13 protein-coding genes are annotated in these 15,149 nt (G+C 65.2%); 9 read left to right on the plus strand and 4 right to left on the minus strand.

Annotation, left to right across the window (positions count from 1 at the left end; genetic code table 11):
• Positions 1-93: 93 nt before the first annotated feature.
• The 6 genes from ftsZ to IC608_RS01710 all read left to right on the plus strand — a co-directional run bounded on the left by ftsZ (position 94) and on the right by IC608_RS01710 (position 8,571).
• Positions 94-1,773 (plus strand): cell division protein FtsZ, encoded by a 1,680-nt coding sequence (gene ftsZ, locus IC608_RS01685; RefSeq protein WP_191772295.1) that lies wholly within the window; start codon positions 94-96, stop codon positions 1,771-1,773.
• Positions 1,774-1,884: 111 nt separating this feature from the next.
• Entirely contained in the window at positions 1,885-2,841 is a 957-nt protein-coding gene (gene lpxC / locus IC608_RS01690) for a UDP-3-O-acyl-N-acetylglucosamine deacetylase (protein ID WP_191772296.1), read from the plus strand.
• A 90-nt stretch (positions 2,842-2,931) separates the two neighbouring features.
• Complete coding sequence (locus IC608_RS01695) at positions 2,932-3,777, plus strand: outer membrane protein assembly factor BamD (protein WP_191772297.1); 846 nt, start codon at positions 2,932-2,934, stop codon at positions 3,775-3,777.
• A 205-nt stretch (positions 3,778-3,982) separates the two neighbouring features.
• Complete coding sequence (recN, locus tag IC608_RS01700; protein ID WP_191772298.1) at positions 3,983-5,653, plus strand: DNA repair protein RecN; 1,671 nt, start codon at positions 3,983-3,985, stop codon at positions 5,651-5,653.
• Positions 5,654-5,822: 169 nt separating this feature from the next.
• Positions 5,823-8,039, plus strand: coding sequence for an NAD-dependent DNA ligase LigA (gene ligA, locus IC608_RS01705; RefSeq protein ID WP_191772299.1), 2,217 nt, complete (start codon positions 5,823-5,825; stop codon positions 8,037-8,039).
• A 13-nt stretch (positions 8,040-8,052) separates the two neighbouring features.
• Positions 8,053-8,571, plus strand: coding sequence for a DUF3828 domain-containing protein (locus tag IC608_RS01710; RefSeq protein WP_191772300.1), 519 nt, complete (start codon positions 8,053-8,055; stop codon positions 8,569-8,571).
• Positions 8,572-8,615: 44 nt separating this feature from the next.
• Here IC608_RS01710 and IC608_RS01715 read toward each other — a convergent pair whose 3' ends face one another.
• Positions 8,616-10,433, minus strand: a complete 1,818-nt coding sequence (locus IC608_RS01715) for an aminopeptidase P family protein (RefSeq protein WP_191772301.1) — start codon at positions 10,431-10,433, stop codon at positions 8,616-8,618.
• A 113-nt stretch (positions 10,434-10,546) separates the two neighbouring features.
• Between IC608_RS01715 and IC608_RS01720 the strand changes: the two genes are divergently transcribed.
• Positions 10,547-10,684 (plus strand): hypothetical protein, encoded by a 138-nt coding sequence (locus tag IC608_RS01720; protein WP_191772302.1) that lies wholly within the window; start codon positions 10,547-10,549, stop codon positions 10,682-10,684.
• Between the two features lie 117 nt (positions 10,685-10,801).
• The gene (locus IC608_RS18275; protein ID WP_282567917.1) at positions 10,802-10,927 is read left to right on the plus strand and encodes a hypothetical protein; all 126 of its coding nucleotides are present in this window, start codon (positions 10,802-10,804) and stop codon (positions 10,925-10,927) included.
• 81 nt (positions 10,928-11,008) lie between these two features.
• Here IC608_RS18275 and IC608_RS01725 read toward each other — a convergent pair whose 3' ends face one another.
• The gene (locus IC608_RS01725) at positions 11,009-11,878 is read right to left on the minus strand and encodes a 50S ribosomal protein L11 methyltransferase (RefSeq protein ID WP_191772303.1); all 870 of its coding nucleotides are present in this window, start codon (positions 11,876-11,878) and stop codon (positions 11,009-11,011) included.
• 114 nt (positions 11,879-11,992) lie between these two features.
• Between IC608_RS01725 and IC608_RS01730 the strand changes: the two genes are divergently transcribed.
• Positions 11,993-12,283: a putative quinol monooxygenase gene (locus tag IC608_RS01730; RefSeq protein WP_191772304.1), complete on the plus strand. Its 291-nt coding sequence runs from the start codon at positions 11,993-11,995 to the stop codon at positions 12,281-12,283.
• On the opposite strand, the gene IC608_RS01735 is transcribed toward IC608_RS01730, so the two are convergent.
• Both IC608_RS01735 and IC608_RS01740 read right to left on the minus strand, forming a co-directional pair.
• Positions 12,280-12,597, minus strand: coding sequence for a heavy metal-binding domain-containing protein (locus tag IC608_RS01735; RefSeq protein ID WP_191772305.1), 318 nt, complete (start codon positions 12,595-12,597; stop codon positions 12,280-12,282). The two genes, IC608_RS01730 and IC608_RS01735, sit on opposite strands and share 4 nt — an antisense overlap.
• Positions 12,598-12,659: 62 nt before the next feature.
• Entirely contained in the window at positions 12,660-14,993 is a 2,334-nt protein-coding gene (locus tag IC608_RS01740; protein WP_191772306.1) for an ATP-dependent helicase, read from the minus strand.
• Between the last annotated feature and the right edge of the window lie 156 nt (positions 14,994-15,149).

The following is a 15,149-nucleotide window of genomic DNA, read 5'->3' on the forward strand; positions in this document are numbered from 1 at the left end:
GCGCATTCGTTAACCGCAAGTGGTCAATTGTTAGGGTGGAGTTAACGATTTGGACGGTAAACCTTAACCAACCACGCCACTATGGGGCCACTCATGACCATCAATCTCACGATCCCGGATATCCAGGAACTCAAGCCCCGCATCACCGTGTTCGGATGCGGCGGCGCCGGCGGCAACGCCGTTAACAACATGATCGAATCCGGGCTCGACGGGGTCGACTTCGTCGTTGCCAACACCGACGCGCAGGCTCTTGCCCTCTCCAAGGCGCAGCGGATCATCCAGCTCGGCGTCGGCGTCACCGAAGGTCTGGGTGCGGGCTCCCACCCCGAAGTCGGTCGTGCCGCAGCCGAAGAGAGCTGGGACGAGATCAACGATCACCTGTCCGGCTCGCACATGGTGTTCATCACCGCCGGCATGGGTGGCGGTACCGGCACCGGCGCGGCTCCCGTGGTGGCGCGCGCGGCTCGTGAGCAGGGCATCCTGACGGTTGGCGTGGTGACCAAGCCGTTCAACTTCGAAGGCAACCGTCGTGCCCGCCTGGCCGAAGACGGCATCGACGAACTGCATCGCCATGTCGATACGCTGATCGTCATCCCGAACCAAAATCTCTTCCGTGTCGCCAACGAGAAAACCACCTTCGCCGACGCCTTCGCGATGGCTGACCAGGTGCTGTTCTCCGGCGTCGCCTGCATCACCGACCTCATGGTCAAGGAAGGCCTGATCAACCTCGACTTCGCCGACGTTCGCGCCGTCATGCGCGGCATGGGCAAGGCGATGATGGGTACCGGCGAGGCTTCGGGCGAAGATCGTGCCCGCCACGCCGCGGAAGCCGCCATTGCCAACCCGCTGCTCGACGACGTGTCGATGCAGGGCGCCCGCGGGCTTCTCATCTCCATCACCGGCGGCCCGGACCTCACCCTTTACGAAGTGGACGAGGCCGCAAGCCGCATCCGCGAGGAAGTCGACACCGACGCCAACATCATCCTAGGCGCCACCTACGACCCGAACCTCAACGGCACTATCCGCGTCTCCGTGGTCGCCACCGGCACCGACGCCGCAATGGTGCAGGCTCTCGAGCCGGCAAAGCCGAATGCGTCGCGCACGCCCTTGTCGGTCAAGCGCCACGTTCCGTCCGAACGCTCGGTCGTTCCGCAGGCGCAGCCCGTGTCGCAGGCCGAGGCTGAAGCCGTTTCCTTCGAAGTCGAGGAAATCGGTCATCAGGTCGAGGCCGCCGTTGCCGAGGCCTTCGCCTATGGCCGTCCGGCTCATGCCCCGGTGCATGAGGACGACGGCATCCTCGTCGAGCCCTACACGCCTGCTGCCGAATCGATGCACGAGCCGGACGAGGCTCCCATGGTCGAAGAGCAGCCGATCCCGAGCGTCTACGTGCCCTCGCATGCCGCTCGCCCGGAAGGGCAGCGCCGGATGCCGCGCACGGAGGAGCTTCCCGCTGTTGCGCGTCGGACACAGCAGGAGCAGGATCGTCAGGATGGCGAGCCGCGCAATGCCCGTGCGCTGTTCAAGCGCCTGGCCTCCAATGTCGGCCTCAACATCGGCCAGCAGCCGGCTGAACAGCGCGAAGAGCCGCGTCCTTCCATGGCCGATGATGCGGCTGCCCGCAGTGCCATAGAAGCCGGTGGCGCTAGGGGTTCGCGGGTTCCCGCCGCCTCCGAAGGCGCGCGCGGCACGCTCGACAACCAGGGCCGCAGCGCCACGGTGAACGTCCAGAAGGACCACCTCGAAATCCCGTCCTTCCTGCGCAAGCACGGCTAAGGACGCCCGGCAAAAGACCGGTGAAACGATACTCGGTGCGGCTTCCGCACCGAGTTTTTTTTGGCTAACAGTGCCCGAAACCACGACTTCGGGTGGAGTGTCCCCCCCAGTATGAATAGATTGTCCACCCGCCAACGCACCCTGTCCGGCAGCCTCAGCTTTGCTGGCTACGGCGTCCATAGCGCGCAACCTGTTACGCTGACCCTTGGACCTGCGCCTGCAGACAGTGGCTTCCTGATCCGTCGCGATCTGGGTGGTGGGAAGATGAGCGAGACCGTCCCGGTTCATTTCAGCCGGGTCACCCGCACCACGCTCTGCACCACGCTCGATCTGGGCAACAGCGTCAGCGTCGCCACCATCGAGCACGTGACGTCGGCCCTGAGTGGGCTGGGCGTCGACAATGCCCTCATCACGCTCGACGGGCCCGAGTGCCCCATCATGGACGGCAGCGCCTTTCCTTTCGCGCAGGCGATCGTCCAGCAGGGCCTCGAAATCCAACCAGCGCAGCGCAAGTTCCTCAAGGTCATCCGCGCGGTTACCGTGCGCAACAACGACGCCTTTGCGGCGCTGGAGCCCTATAACGGCCGCGCCCTCGACCTCGAGATCGACTTCGACACCAAGGTAATCGGCCGCCAGCGCATGATCTTCGACTGGACGCCCCGGCGCTATTTCGAGGATGTCTCGCGCGCCCGCACCTTCGGCTTCGTCCGCGACGCCAAGATCCTGCGCCAGGCCGGCTACGCCCTGGGCTCCAGCCTCGACAACTCCATCACCCTGCATGACGACCGCGTGCTCAATCCCGGCGGCCTCCGCTTCGAGGACGAGTTCGTCCGTCACAAGCTGCTCGACGCCATCGGCGATCTCTCGCTGGGCGGCCTGCCGATCTGGGGCCGCTTCCGGTCCTACAAGGGCGGGCATGCCCTTAACGCTCATGTGCTGGCTGGTCTCTTTGCGAGCGAGGCCAACTATGAAATAGTCGGCGCCGAAGACCTGCCGCTGGAGTTCGAAGCGTTCGACGACCAGCCGGAAGACTTCGAGGTCCGGCCCTATCTGCGGTCGGTCCGCTGATCGGCTGGGGCACGCCAGGCACGCCACAGTTTTGATCCAATTGATAACTACGCCGCAGCCAATGTGGACGTTCGAACAACGGGGCAATACGTGAAACTTGACGTCGTGAGCCAGTTCTCCAGCCGGGTTTTCCGGGTGCTCGCCATTGCCCTGCTGACGGCGGCATTGGCCGCGTGTTCGGGCATGAATCTGTTCGGACCGCCCAAGATCAAGGAAGAGCCGATCGTCCCGGCCGCCTCGCTCTACCAGGGCGCGCTCGATGACATGGATCGCCTCTACTTCCAGACGGCGATCAAGAAGCTCGAGCAACTCGACCGCCAGCACCCGCGCGATCCGCTGGTCGAAAAGTCCAAGCTCATGCAGGTGTTCGCCAACTATCGCGGCGGCAAGCTGGACGAGGCCATTCTTGCAGCCGACCGCTATCTGGCGCTCTACCCCAACGGCAAGGACGTCGACTACGTCCTCTGGCTCAAGGCAACCGCCTACTATGCCCAGATCAAGGACATCACGCGGGACCAGCAGCTGTCGCGCGATGCCATCGACACCTACAATCTGCTGATTTCCAACCATCCGAAATCGGAATACGCCGCTGACGCCAAGGAAAAGCTGCTGGTGGCCTATGACCAGCTGGCGGGCAAGGAAATGTCGGTCGGGCGCTACTACCAGGGCAACGGGCAGTATGCTGCCGCCATCAACCGCTTCCGCGAAGTGGTCGAAACCTGGCAGACCTCGACCCATATCGAGGAAGCGCTGTACCGCCTGACCGAAACCTACCTCCTGCTGGGCCTGACCTCCGAGGCGCGTTCCGCCGCCGCGGTGCTCGGTCACAACTATCCGTCCAGCGAGTGGTACAAGCGCGCCTTTGCCCTTCTGGGGCAGCAGGGTCTGGCGCCCGAGCTCAATTCGGGCAGCTGGCTCGCCGCGCACCGCAGCTGACGGCAACCCGCTCATGAACGAAGGGCCCCGCGGGGCCCTTTTTCTTGCCTCCGGTCTCTTGTTGCTATTTTGTTCCGTTGCGCTATCATCCGCTGCGGCTCCGTCAGGCGCCTTAGCTGTGGACGGTGCGCGATCGTGACCCGCCTTGCGGCCGGGGAATGATATCAACGGTGCCGATGGCGTTTCAGCCTTGGGAAGCCCGCGCATGCTCAACGCGCTTTCGGTTCGCAACATCGTCCTCATCGATCAGCTCGACCTGGCGCTCGACGCCGGCATGACCGTGCTCACCGGCGAGACCGGCGCTGGCAAGTCGATCCTGCTCGACGCCCTGACCCTGGCCCTCGGCGGCCGGGGCGACGCCTCGCTCGTGCGGCAGGGGCAGGAGAGCGGGCAGGTGGTCGCCGTGCTCGAACTGGCCGCCGATCATCCGGCGCGCACGCTCCTGCGCGACAATGCCATCGCCGACGACCAGGACGTCATCCTGCGCCGTGTTCAGTTCGCAGATGGCCGGACGCGCGCCTTCATCAACGACCAGCCGGTGTCTGCCTCGCTGCTGCAAAAGGTCGGCAGCCAGATCGTGGAAATCCATGGCCAGCACGACGATCGTGCCCTCGTCGATGTCGCCACGCACCGGGCCGCGCTCGACGCCTTTGGCGAGCTTGCGCGCGAAGCCAGTGCGGTACGCGATGCCTGGGCAGGCCTTGTCGAGGCGCAGCAGGCCGTGGCCGAGCAGCGGGCCCAAGTCGAGGCGGCGCTCGCCGCCGAGGATTATGCCCGTCACACCGTGGAGGAACTGGGCAAGCTCAAGCCGGTCCTCGGCGAGGAAGACGAGCTGGCCGAGCGCCGGCAGCAATTGCAGCAGGCCGAAAAAGCGTCATCCGATGTCGCCGAGATCGACGAGATCCTCAATGGCCCCACTGCGCCCACGCCGGCGCTGGCGGGGCTGATGCGCCGGCTGATGCGCAAGATCGACACCGGATCGACCCTGTTCCAGCCGCTCGTCGACGCATTGGATGCCTCGCTCGAAACACTCGACCGCACCACCGATGCGCTCGAGGACCTCAAGCGCGAAATGGCCTTCGATCCGGGTGAACTCGAAGCCGTCGAAGAGCGGCTCTTCGCGCTCCGCGCCGCGGCACGCAAGCACCAGACCAGCGTCGATGGCCTCGTCGAGGTGCTGGAGAAGTACCAGGGCGATCTCGAAACGCTCCAGAGCGGGGAGAGCCGCCTCAAATCCCTAGAGGCGGAGGAGAACGCCGCGCGCGCCCGCTATCGCGAGGCTGCGGATATCCTGAGTGCCGGTCGCAAAAAAGCGGCAAAGGCCCTCAGCAAGGCGGTCGAGGCGGAACTGCCCGATCTCAAGCTCGGCGCTGCGCGCTTCATTGTCGACCATCAGAGCGACCCGGAGCGCGTTGCGGCGACCGGGTTCGACCAGATCGCCTTCCACGTCCAGACCAACCCAGGCACCGCCGCGGGACCCTTGCTCAAGGTCGCGTCGGGCGGCGAGCTCAGCCGCTTCCTCCTGGCGCTCAAGGTGGTGCTGGCCGATCGCGGGTCGGCGCCCGTCCTCATCTTCGACGAAATCGACACCGGCGTCGGCGGCGCGGTCGCCGATGCCATTGGCCGGCGGCTGGCGCGGCTGGCAAGCGGGGTTCAGGTGCTGACAGTGACCCACGCCCCGCAGGTGGCGGCGCGGGCAAATCGTCACCTGCTGATCGAAAAGCAGATGGTGGAGGAGGGCGCCTTCATGCGTACGCATGTGCGCCCGCTCGACAAGCCGGCGCGGCAGGAGGAGGTGGCGCGCATGCTCGCGGGTGCGGAAATCACCGACGAAGCGCGGGCTGCTGCCAAGAAACTGCTCGGCGCTGTGGCATAGCCTCGCCGGTCATTCCCGAGGCGCCGCGTTTTCGGTACTGTTTCAGAGACTGGCGGCAGTATTGATCTTGTCCCGGACCTGTGGGGCAGGATGAGGTCGCGACCAATGATGTTTTCTTGCCTCCCGGTGCGACAGGCGCACCAGAGGTGTTTGCGAGTTCGAATTGCCGATGCCCCAGACCGATAGTGCGCCCAAAGACATCGCCGATCTCTCCGAGGACGAGGCCCGTGCCGAACTGGAGCGGCTCGCCAAGGCCATTGCCGCGGCCGACATCGCCTATCACCAGCAGGACGCGCCCGAGATCACCGACGCCGAGTACGACGCGCTCAAGCGGCGTAACGACGCCATCGAGGAGGCCTTCCCCGAACTGGTGCGCCCGGACACCCCCTCGGGCCGGGTCGGCGCGGCCCCGGCAGAGGGCTTTGCCAAGGTGCGGCACGGCGTGCCGATGCTCAGCCTCGCCAAGGCCTATACCGACGAGGACGTGCTCGATTTCATCAATCGCGGCCGGCGCTTCTTCGAGCGCGACAAGGACCTCGACATCGCCTTCACCGCAGAACCCAAGATCGACGGCCTCTCGGCCTCGCTGCGCTACGAGAACGGTGTCTTCGTGCAGGGGGCGACGCGTGGCGACGGCACGGTGGGCGAGGACATCACGGCGAACCTGCGCACCATCGCGGACATTCCCCACGCGCTCGAAGGCTCCGGCTGGCCGGAGGTGATCGAAATCCGTGGCGAGGTTTACATGACCTATGCCGAGTTCCAGGCGCTCAAGGAGCGCTCCGCCGCGGTCGGTGGTCAGAACTACGTCAACCCGCGCAATACGGCCGCCGGCTCACTGCGCCAGAAGGACCCTTCGATCACCGCCAGCCGGAACCTTAAATTCTTCGCCTATGCCTGGGGCTACGCCACCGAGGAACCGGCAGCGACCCAGTTCGAGGCGGTGCAGCGGTTCGCCGCCTGGGGCTTCAAGGTCAGTCCCCTCATGGTTCGCGCCACCTCCGCCGATGAACTGATTGCGCAGTATCGCGAGATCGAAGCGCAGCGCTCGTCGCTGGGCTACGACATCGATGGCGTCGTCTACAAGGTCGACCAGCTCGAATTGCAGCGTCGCTGGGGGTTCGTCACCGGCGAGCCGCGCTGGGCCATTGCCCACAAATTTCCGGCCGAGCGCGCGACCACGGTGGTGCGCGGCATCGATATCCAGGTCGGGCGCACCGGCACGCTGGCGCCCGTCGCCCGGCTCGATCCGGTCAGCGTCGGCGGCGTCACGGTCGTCAACGTGACCCTCCATAACGAGGACTACATCGCCGGCCGGGACAGCAACGGCCAGCCGATCCGCGAGGGCAAGGATATCCGCATCGGCGACAGCGTGGTCATCCAGCGGGCAGGGGACGTCATTCCGCAGATCGTGGACGTGCTGATCGACAAGCGCCCCGATGACGCCGTGCCCTATCAGATGCCCCATACCTGCCCGGTCTGCGGTTCGCCCGCCACGCGGGAGATCAACGAGAAGACCGGCAAGGAAGATTCGCGCCGCCGCTGCACCGGCGAACTGGTCTGCCCGGCACAGGCGGTGGAGAGCCTCAAGCATTTCGTCTCCCGCGGCGCCATGGATATCGAGGGCCTGGGCTCGGAAAACATCGAGCTCTTCTTCGGCAAGGGTCTGCTCGAGACGCCCGCCGACATCTTCACCCTAAAGGACCGCCGGACGGCCGTGCAACAGGCGCTGGCGGAGCGGCGCGAGGAGCAGGCTCGGGCCCGCGAGGCCGCGAGCGGCAAGACGCGCAAGGCCGTGCGAAGCGTCGAGGACCGGAATTTTGAGGGGCTCGACAAGCTCTTTGCCGCCATCGATGCCCGCCGGGAGCCCGAACTCGACCGCTTCATCTTTGCCCTGGGCATCCGGCATATCGGCGAAACCACAGGCGCGGTCCTGGCCCGCGCCTTCGGCACGATCGAAGAGCTAATCCGGGTCGGCAAGGAAACGGCTGCGGCCGATGATCCGACCGCTGTCTTCCCCTCCATCGACGGCATTGGCGGCACGGTCATCGAGGCGCTGGTGGATTTCTTCGGCAACGAGAAGAACGACGCGGTCCTCGATGCCCTGCTGCAGCAGGTGCACCCAAAACCTTATGTCGTCACCATCTCCGCCGACAGCCAGATTGCGGGCAAGACGGTGGTGTTCACCGGCTCGCTTGAAAAGATGACGCGCTCGGAAGCCAAGGCTATGGCCGAGCGTCTCGGGGCCAAGGTCGCGGGCTCCGTGTCGGCCAAGACCGATATTCTTGTCGCGGGTCCCGGAGCGGGCTCGAAGCTCAAGACGGCCCAGGAGCACGGGGTCGAAGTGATCAGCGAAGACGAATGGTTCGAACGCGTCGGCAAATGACGGGGAGACGACAATGCGAGTTTTTCTGGCGGCACTTCTTGCCGGAATTGTGGGCCTGATGAGCGCTGCGCTGGCGCAGCCCTACGACAGCCCCGATGCGCTTCTGGAGGCGTTCTACGCCCCTTATCTCAGCGGCGACTTTCCCGACGACGATGCCAGCTTCCGGTCTGCAGCGCTCAATGCTCTCTACGCTGCGGACGCCGAGGCCACCCCGCCGGGAGAACTCGGCGCCCTCGATTTCGACCCCTATATCGATGGACAAGATTACGAGATTTCCAACCTCGAGATCGGCAGCCCCTCCATATCGGGCGAAACGGCGACGGTGGAGGTGCGCTTTGACAATTTTGACCAGCCGACCTCCCTGACCTATGATCTGGTGTTGGAGAATGGCGGCTGGAAGATCGACGACGTTGCTTCGGAAAATCCCGAATTTCCTTATCGGCTGAGCGAGATTTTTGCGGGCGCCCGCGCCGACCAGGGAGCGACGGACGACAGCGCGATCACCGATCTGGAAGAAGACCTCGGCGACTGAGTGGCCTCCTCGCTGCCGGTGATGCTCCGGGATAAAGAGATCGGCTAGATGGCATCAGTGGCCGCGGCGAGCCACTCCTTGGCCTCGCCCTCCAGCCGCGGGCTGATCTCCTCGCGGACACGTTTGTGGTAGGCGTTGAGCCAGTCGATCTCTTCGGGCCGCATCAATTGCCGGTCGATGAGGCGCGTGTCGATGGGCGCCAGCGTCAGCGTCTCGAACTCGAGATAGCCGGGATGACTGGCGCTCTCCCGCACCACGAGAAGGTTCTCGATGCGGATGCCGTATTCGCCCGCCTTGTAGTAGCCCGGCTCGTTGGAGATGACGTTGCCCGCCTCGAGTGGGGCCGTATAGCGCGGGCCAATGCCCACCGGCCCTTCGTGCACACCGAGGAAGGCGCCGACGCCGTGGCCCGTGCCGTGGTTGTAAGTGACGCCCGCCTGCCAGAGAGACTGCCGCGCCAGCACATCGATCTGGGCGCCGGTCGTGCCTTTGGGAAAGCGGGCCATGGAAATGGCGATCATGCCTTTGAGCACGCGCGTATACCGATCCTGCTGCTCGGCGGTCGCCGCGCCCGTGGACAAGGTGCGCGTGATGTCCGTGGTGCCGGAGAGGTATTGCGCACCCGAATCCACGAGCATGATTTCGCCGGGCGCCAGGCGGCGATCGGTCTTGCTGGTGACGCGATAATGAACGATGGCGCCATTCGGTCCTGCGCCGGAAATGGTGTCGAAACTGGCGTCGACACAGGTGTCGTCTTCGCGCCGAAAGGCCTCCAGCGCGGTCACGATGCCGGTTTCCGTCAACTCGCCCTTGGGCGCCTCGCGGTCGAACCAGGCGAGAAACTTGGCCAAGGCTATGCCATCGAGCGTATGCGCCTCCCGCATGCCCGCCAGTTCCACCTCGTTCTTGCGCGACTTCGGCCCGAGGATGGGGTCGCGCTTTTCCACCAGCGTGGCGCCGGCCTGCCGCAGCGTGTCGGCCACGGCGGCGGGTGCGCTTTGCGGATCGATCAGCACGGTCTTGCCGTCGGACCCCAGCGTTTCGAGCGCCGCGGCCAGCGTCTTCGCCTCCACCACCGTGGCGATGTCGGCCAGGGCCACCGTCAGCTCCGGCGTGATCTTGGCGCTGTCGAGGTAGAGGGTCGGCAGGCCCTCGCGGGGCACGATGGCAAATCCGAGCACGAAGGGCGTATTCGGAACGTCGCGCCCGCGCATGTTGAACAGCCAGCAGATCGATTCGGGCAGGGTCAGCACCACCGCGTCGGCTGGCTCTGCGGCCAGCACCGCCCGGAGATCCGCCACCTTGTCGGCTGTCTCCTTGCCGGCGCGGTTGTGCCCGAGGAACTCGATCGGGCTGACCGGCGCGCCGGGCCGATCGTCCCATATGGTATCGACCAGGTTGGCGTGCGGCACCAGTGTCGCGTGGCCCTTGAGCTTGTCCGTCAGGTCGCGCACCTCGCCCGGCGTATGCAGCCACGGATCATAGGCCAGCGTGCCGCCCTTGAGCACGTATTGCGCGATGTCGGGGCTGATGCCCACCGCCTCGTGCACGGTGACGAGGCTCGTATCGGTCTGCGCCGGCGCCTGGAGGGTGTAGCGGCTGTCGACGAAAAGGCCGGCCTTGTCCTTGCCGATCACGGCGAGGCCCGCCGAGCCGGTAAAGCCGGTGAGATAGGCCAGCCGCGCTTCGCCGGGCGGCACCGATTCGCCGCGATGGGCATCGGCGCGCGGCACGAGGAACGCATCGACGCCGGCTTTTGCCATCGCCTGCCGCAACGCCGCCAACCGTGGTGCCACCTGACTCGGGTCCGCCTTTTCTTCAAAGCTCTGGAAACGGGCAGGGGGGAAGGCGGAAGGGGTCATGGAAAAAAGGCTTTCTGCGCCGGAGTGCGCTCCGGTCATGGCTGGGGTGCGGGGGCTGCGCTGGTGCGCGGATGAGGTGCACCTATCTTAGGGGCAGAACGCAGGAGATGAAAATGAGCAAGCCCGCCAATTTCTTTCAGCGCGCCGTCAACGCAATCGTGGATACCCGCACGCGGCAGGCCGAGCGCTATATCGCACAGTTCGAGCAGGACCATCCCGGCCTGCGCCGCAACAGGGTGAATCCGCGTTAACGCTGCCCTGCAAAAGCGGCATGGCAGGCCTTCCGATTGGGGCCTAACCGAACCGGTCGAGGTGCCCTAAATAGACTCATGCGGACAACAGGTTGGTCCGCTGCATGGAGTAGACAGATGAACGAGAGCAAGTTTCACAAGGCGCTGGGCGGTCTGATCGACGCGCGTGGCCGTGAAGCCACCCGTCAGGTCACCTACCGGATGCAGCATCAGTTGATTGGCGCCGTTACCAAGCGCCCCTGAGGCCGCTCCAAGCGTATCACTGACACACCTGAAATCCCCGAAGTCCGCTTCGGGGATTTTGCTTTTCCGGGCCCGCGCGCCTCAGCGCATTTCCAGCATCAGTGTCGTCCATTCCTTGCGCTGCAGCTTCTGCGTCAGCACCATGCCCTGCCGGGCATAGGCGTTGATGACGCCACGCGCCTGGTGCTCCAGGATGCCTGAGAGAATGATAGTCGCCCCGCGGCTGGCGGCACGTCCGACGGCAGGCGCCAAGGCCTGCAGCGGTCCGGCCAGGATATTGGCGACGATGAGGTCATAGGGGCCGTTCTGCTGGATGGTGGCGTTGTTGAGCCCTTCGGCCTCCACCGCAACCACCAATTGCCCCACGCCATTGTCGGCGGCGTTCTGCCGGGTGGTGCTCACCGAAACCGGGTCGATGTCGCTGGCGATGACCAGGCGGCGCGTCCGCTTGGCCAGCGCAATGGCAAGGACCCCCGTTCCCGTCCCGACGTCCAGCATGCGCACCGGGCGAGAGCGCTTGAGCAGCCGGTCGATGGCTTCGAGGCACCCTGTGGTGGTCTCGTGGTGGCCGGTGCCAAAGGCCTGCGCCGCGTCGATGCGCATCGCGGTCATCCCCGCCGGCACCGGCTCGGTCGAATGGCTGCCATAGACATAAAAGCCGCCCGCGACCACCGGCGGCAGGCCCTCGAGCGATTTCTGCACCCAGTTCACTTCGGGGTCGATGGTTTCGACGGCGAAGTCGATGGTGCCGCCCAGCACCTCCTGGGCCAGCGCATTAAAGCCGTCGATGTCTGGAGGGCTGTCGCACGTGGCCTCGAATACCCATTCGCCCGTCGCCTCGTCCTCATGGGCCGACGCGGTCAGGGCCAAATCGTCCCGTTCGGATACGGCATCGACCAGCGCATAAGCCTGATCCTTGGTGAGCGAAACGGAAAGCTGGTCGACCGGCATCGTGAACCTCTTTTGGCAGGCCCCTCTCATGCTGCACGGGCGGAAGGCCGTCAATGCACGGCTTGACGCGCGCGGCGATTTTGTTCATCTTTCGTTCCTGCAAGGAGGGCGGCCATGTATGGATTGATCGGCAGGATGCTGGCGGTGGCCGGCAAGCGGGAAGAGCTTCTGAGCATCATGCTCGAGAGCAACGCGCCGATGCCCGGCTGCCGCTCCTACGTCATCGCCCGCGACCCGCAGAGCGATGACGCGCTGTGGATTACCGAGGTGTGGGACAGCCGCGAGCAGCATCAGGCCTCGCTGCAGCTGCCCCATGTGCAGGAAACGATTGCCAAGGCGCGGCCGCTGATCGCCGGCTTTGCCGAGCGCTTCCACACCGAACCGCTCGGCGGCATCGGCCTCTAGAGCCGAACGGCCGTTCCCGACGCCGAGACCATCAGCATCGATCCGCCCTGGCCGACGACCTCGTAATCGAGATCGACGCCCACCACGGCATCGGCCCCCATCCGCCGCGCATCTTCCTCGAGTTCGAGATAGGCCTGTTCGCGGGCACTGCGCAGGGCGCTCTCATAGGCGCCGGCCCGCCCGCCGACGATGTCCCGGATGCCGGCAAAGAGGTCGCGGAAGATATTGGCGCCCACGATCACTTCGCCGGTGGCGATGCCAAGATATTCCCGTATCGGATGGCCTTCGAGGCTAGGTGTTGTCGAGATGATCATCGGGTGCTCCTGTCTGCTCGGCACGAATTGCAGACCCTAATGCACGAGATGGCGGTTTGGCCTCACCCCTTCTTGACGAAGCTCTCCAGCACCTTCTTGGTGCCCGCCTTCTCGAAGTCGATGGTGAGCTTGTTGCCCTCGATGCTGATCACCTCGCCATAGCCGAACTTGAGGTGAAACACCCGGTCGCCCAGCGCGTAGCCGCTCGACTGGCCGCCGAGGTCTACCGAGCGCGCCACGAGGTCCCCCTCGATGGTGAGCGGGCCCGATCCCTTGCGGCTGGCCTGATTGGCGCGGGCGCGCTGCCAGCCGGGTGTCTCGTAGACGCTTTCGAACGGGTCGGACTTGTTGAAGCGGCTCGAGGCGCCCCCGCCATAGCCATAGCCGCCATAGGCCGAGCCGCGGTCGGTCACCTCCACTGCATCGGGCGGCAATTCGTCGATGAAGCGCGAGGGGATGGCCGATTGCCAGAGCCCGTGAATGCGGCGGTTCTGGGCCGCCGAAATCCGCACGCGCTTGCGGCCGCGCGTGATGCCGACATAGCCCAGCCGCCGCTCTTCCTCGAGCCCGGCCCGGCCATTTTCGTCCATCGAGCGCTGGCTGGGGAAGGTGCCATCCTCCCACCCGGGCAGGAACACCGTGTCGAACTCCAGCCCCTTGGCCGAATGCAGCGTCATGATGGTCACCGCATCGGTGGCCTCGACATTGTCGCGCTCCATCACGAGGGAGATGTGCTCGAGAAAGCCCCCCAGGGTCTCGAACTCTTCCATGGAGCGGCTCAGTTCCTTGAGGTTTTCCTTGCGCCCTTCGGACTCGGCGGATTTGTCGGCGGCCAGCATGTCCATGTAGCCGCTTTCCTCGAGGATGTGCTCGACCAGCTGATAGGGCGGCAGGGTATCGGCGCGATATGTCCAGCCGTCGAACTGCGCCACCAGCGCCCGCAGCGTCGAGCGCTGCTTGGGCTTGAGGTCCTCGGTCTCGATCATCATGCGCACGGCCTGCAGCAGCGGCACCTGCTGGTGCCGCGCGATGGCGGTCAGCATGTTGACGGTGGTGTCGCCCAGCCCGCGCTTGGGCACGTTGATGATGCGCTCGAACGCCAGGTCGTCGGCCGGCTGCGCCACCAGCCGCAGATAGGCGAGGGCGTCGCGGATTTCCTTGCGCTCGTAGAAGCGCGGACCGCCGATGACGCGATAGTTCAGCCCCAGCGTGATGAACCGCTCTTCGAACTCGCGCATCTGGAACGAGGCGCGCACCAGGATCGCCATGGAATTGAGCGGCTCGCCCTGGCGCTGGTACTGCTCGATCTCTTCCCCGATCTGGCGCGCCTCTTCCTCCGAATCGTACACCTGCGTGAACGAGATCAGTTCGCCGCCTTCGGCGATGTCGGTGTGCAGCGTCTTGCCCAGCCGGCCTTCATTGAAGGCGATCAGGGTGGAGGCGGCCTTGAGGATATTGGCAGTGGAGCGGTAATTGCGCTCGAGCTTGATCACCTTGGCGCCCGGGAAATCGCTCTCGAAGCGCAGGATGTTGTCCACCTCGGCGCCGCGCCAGCCATAGATCGACTGATCGTCGTCCCCCACCACGCAGATATTGGCCTCGCTGGCCGGCTTGCCCTGCGCCAGGAGGCGCAGCCACAGATATTGCGCGGTATTGCTGTCCTGGTACTCGTCCACCAGCATGTATTTGAACTTGCGGTGGTACTCGGCCAGCACCTCGGGGTTTTCCCGGAACAGGCGAATGCACTCGAGCAGCAAATCGCCGAAATCGGCCGCGTTTAGCGTCTTCAGGCGCGCTTGATAGTCGAAGTAGAGCTTGCCGCCCTTGCCATTGGCAAAGTAGCCCGTCTCCGACGCCGGCACGTCCCTGGGCAGCCAGCCCCGGTTCTTCCAGGCGTCCAGCATGCCGGCGAACTGCCGCGCCGGCCAGCGTTTCTCGTCGATGTTCTCGGCCTGCAGCAACTGCTTGATCAGCCGGATCTGGTCGTCGGTATCGAGAATTGTGAACTGCGGCTTGAGGTCGACCAGTTCCGCATGCGTGCGCAGGATGCGGGCCGACACCGAGTGGAAGGTGCCCATCCAGGGCAGGCCGTCGAAATTGGGAACGAAGGCGTGGATGCGCTTCTTCATTTCCGCAGCGGCCTTGTTAGTGAAGGTCACCGCCAAAATCTGGCTGCCCCAGGCCATGCGCTGGTTGAGGATATGCGCGATGCGCGTCGTCAGCACGCGCGTCTTGCCGGTTCCCGCGCCCGCCAGCACCAGCAGCGGCCCTTCGGTGGTCAGCACGGCCTCGCGCTGTTCCGGGTTGAGCCCGGCCAGATAATCCGGCTCGCGCCGGTTGAGCTGGCTGGTGATGGGCCCGGCGGTGGGGCGGGACAGAGGTGCGGGTTCGGCCATGCGGGAAATTTTCGAGGCCCCGCAGCCGTGAAAGACTGAGCGGCCAAGCCTTGACGAATCTCGGTTTGTTCTTGCCGTCAATATAGGGAGCGCAAAGGCCGCTGTATAGAAGCGGGGCCTGTCACAGCGATGTCACCCCGCTGTCATCGGCAGGCA

The sequence above is a fragment of the Devosia oryzisoli genome (assembly GCF_014837245.1).
Classification (GTDB): Bacteria; Pseudomonadota; Alphaproteobacteria; order Rhizobiales; family Devosiaceae; genus Devosia; species Devosia oryzisoli.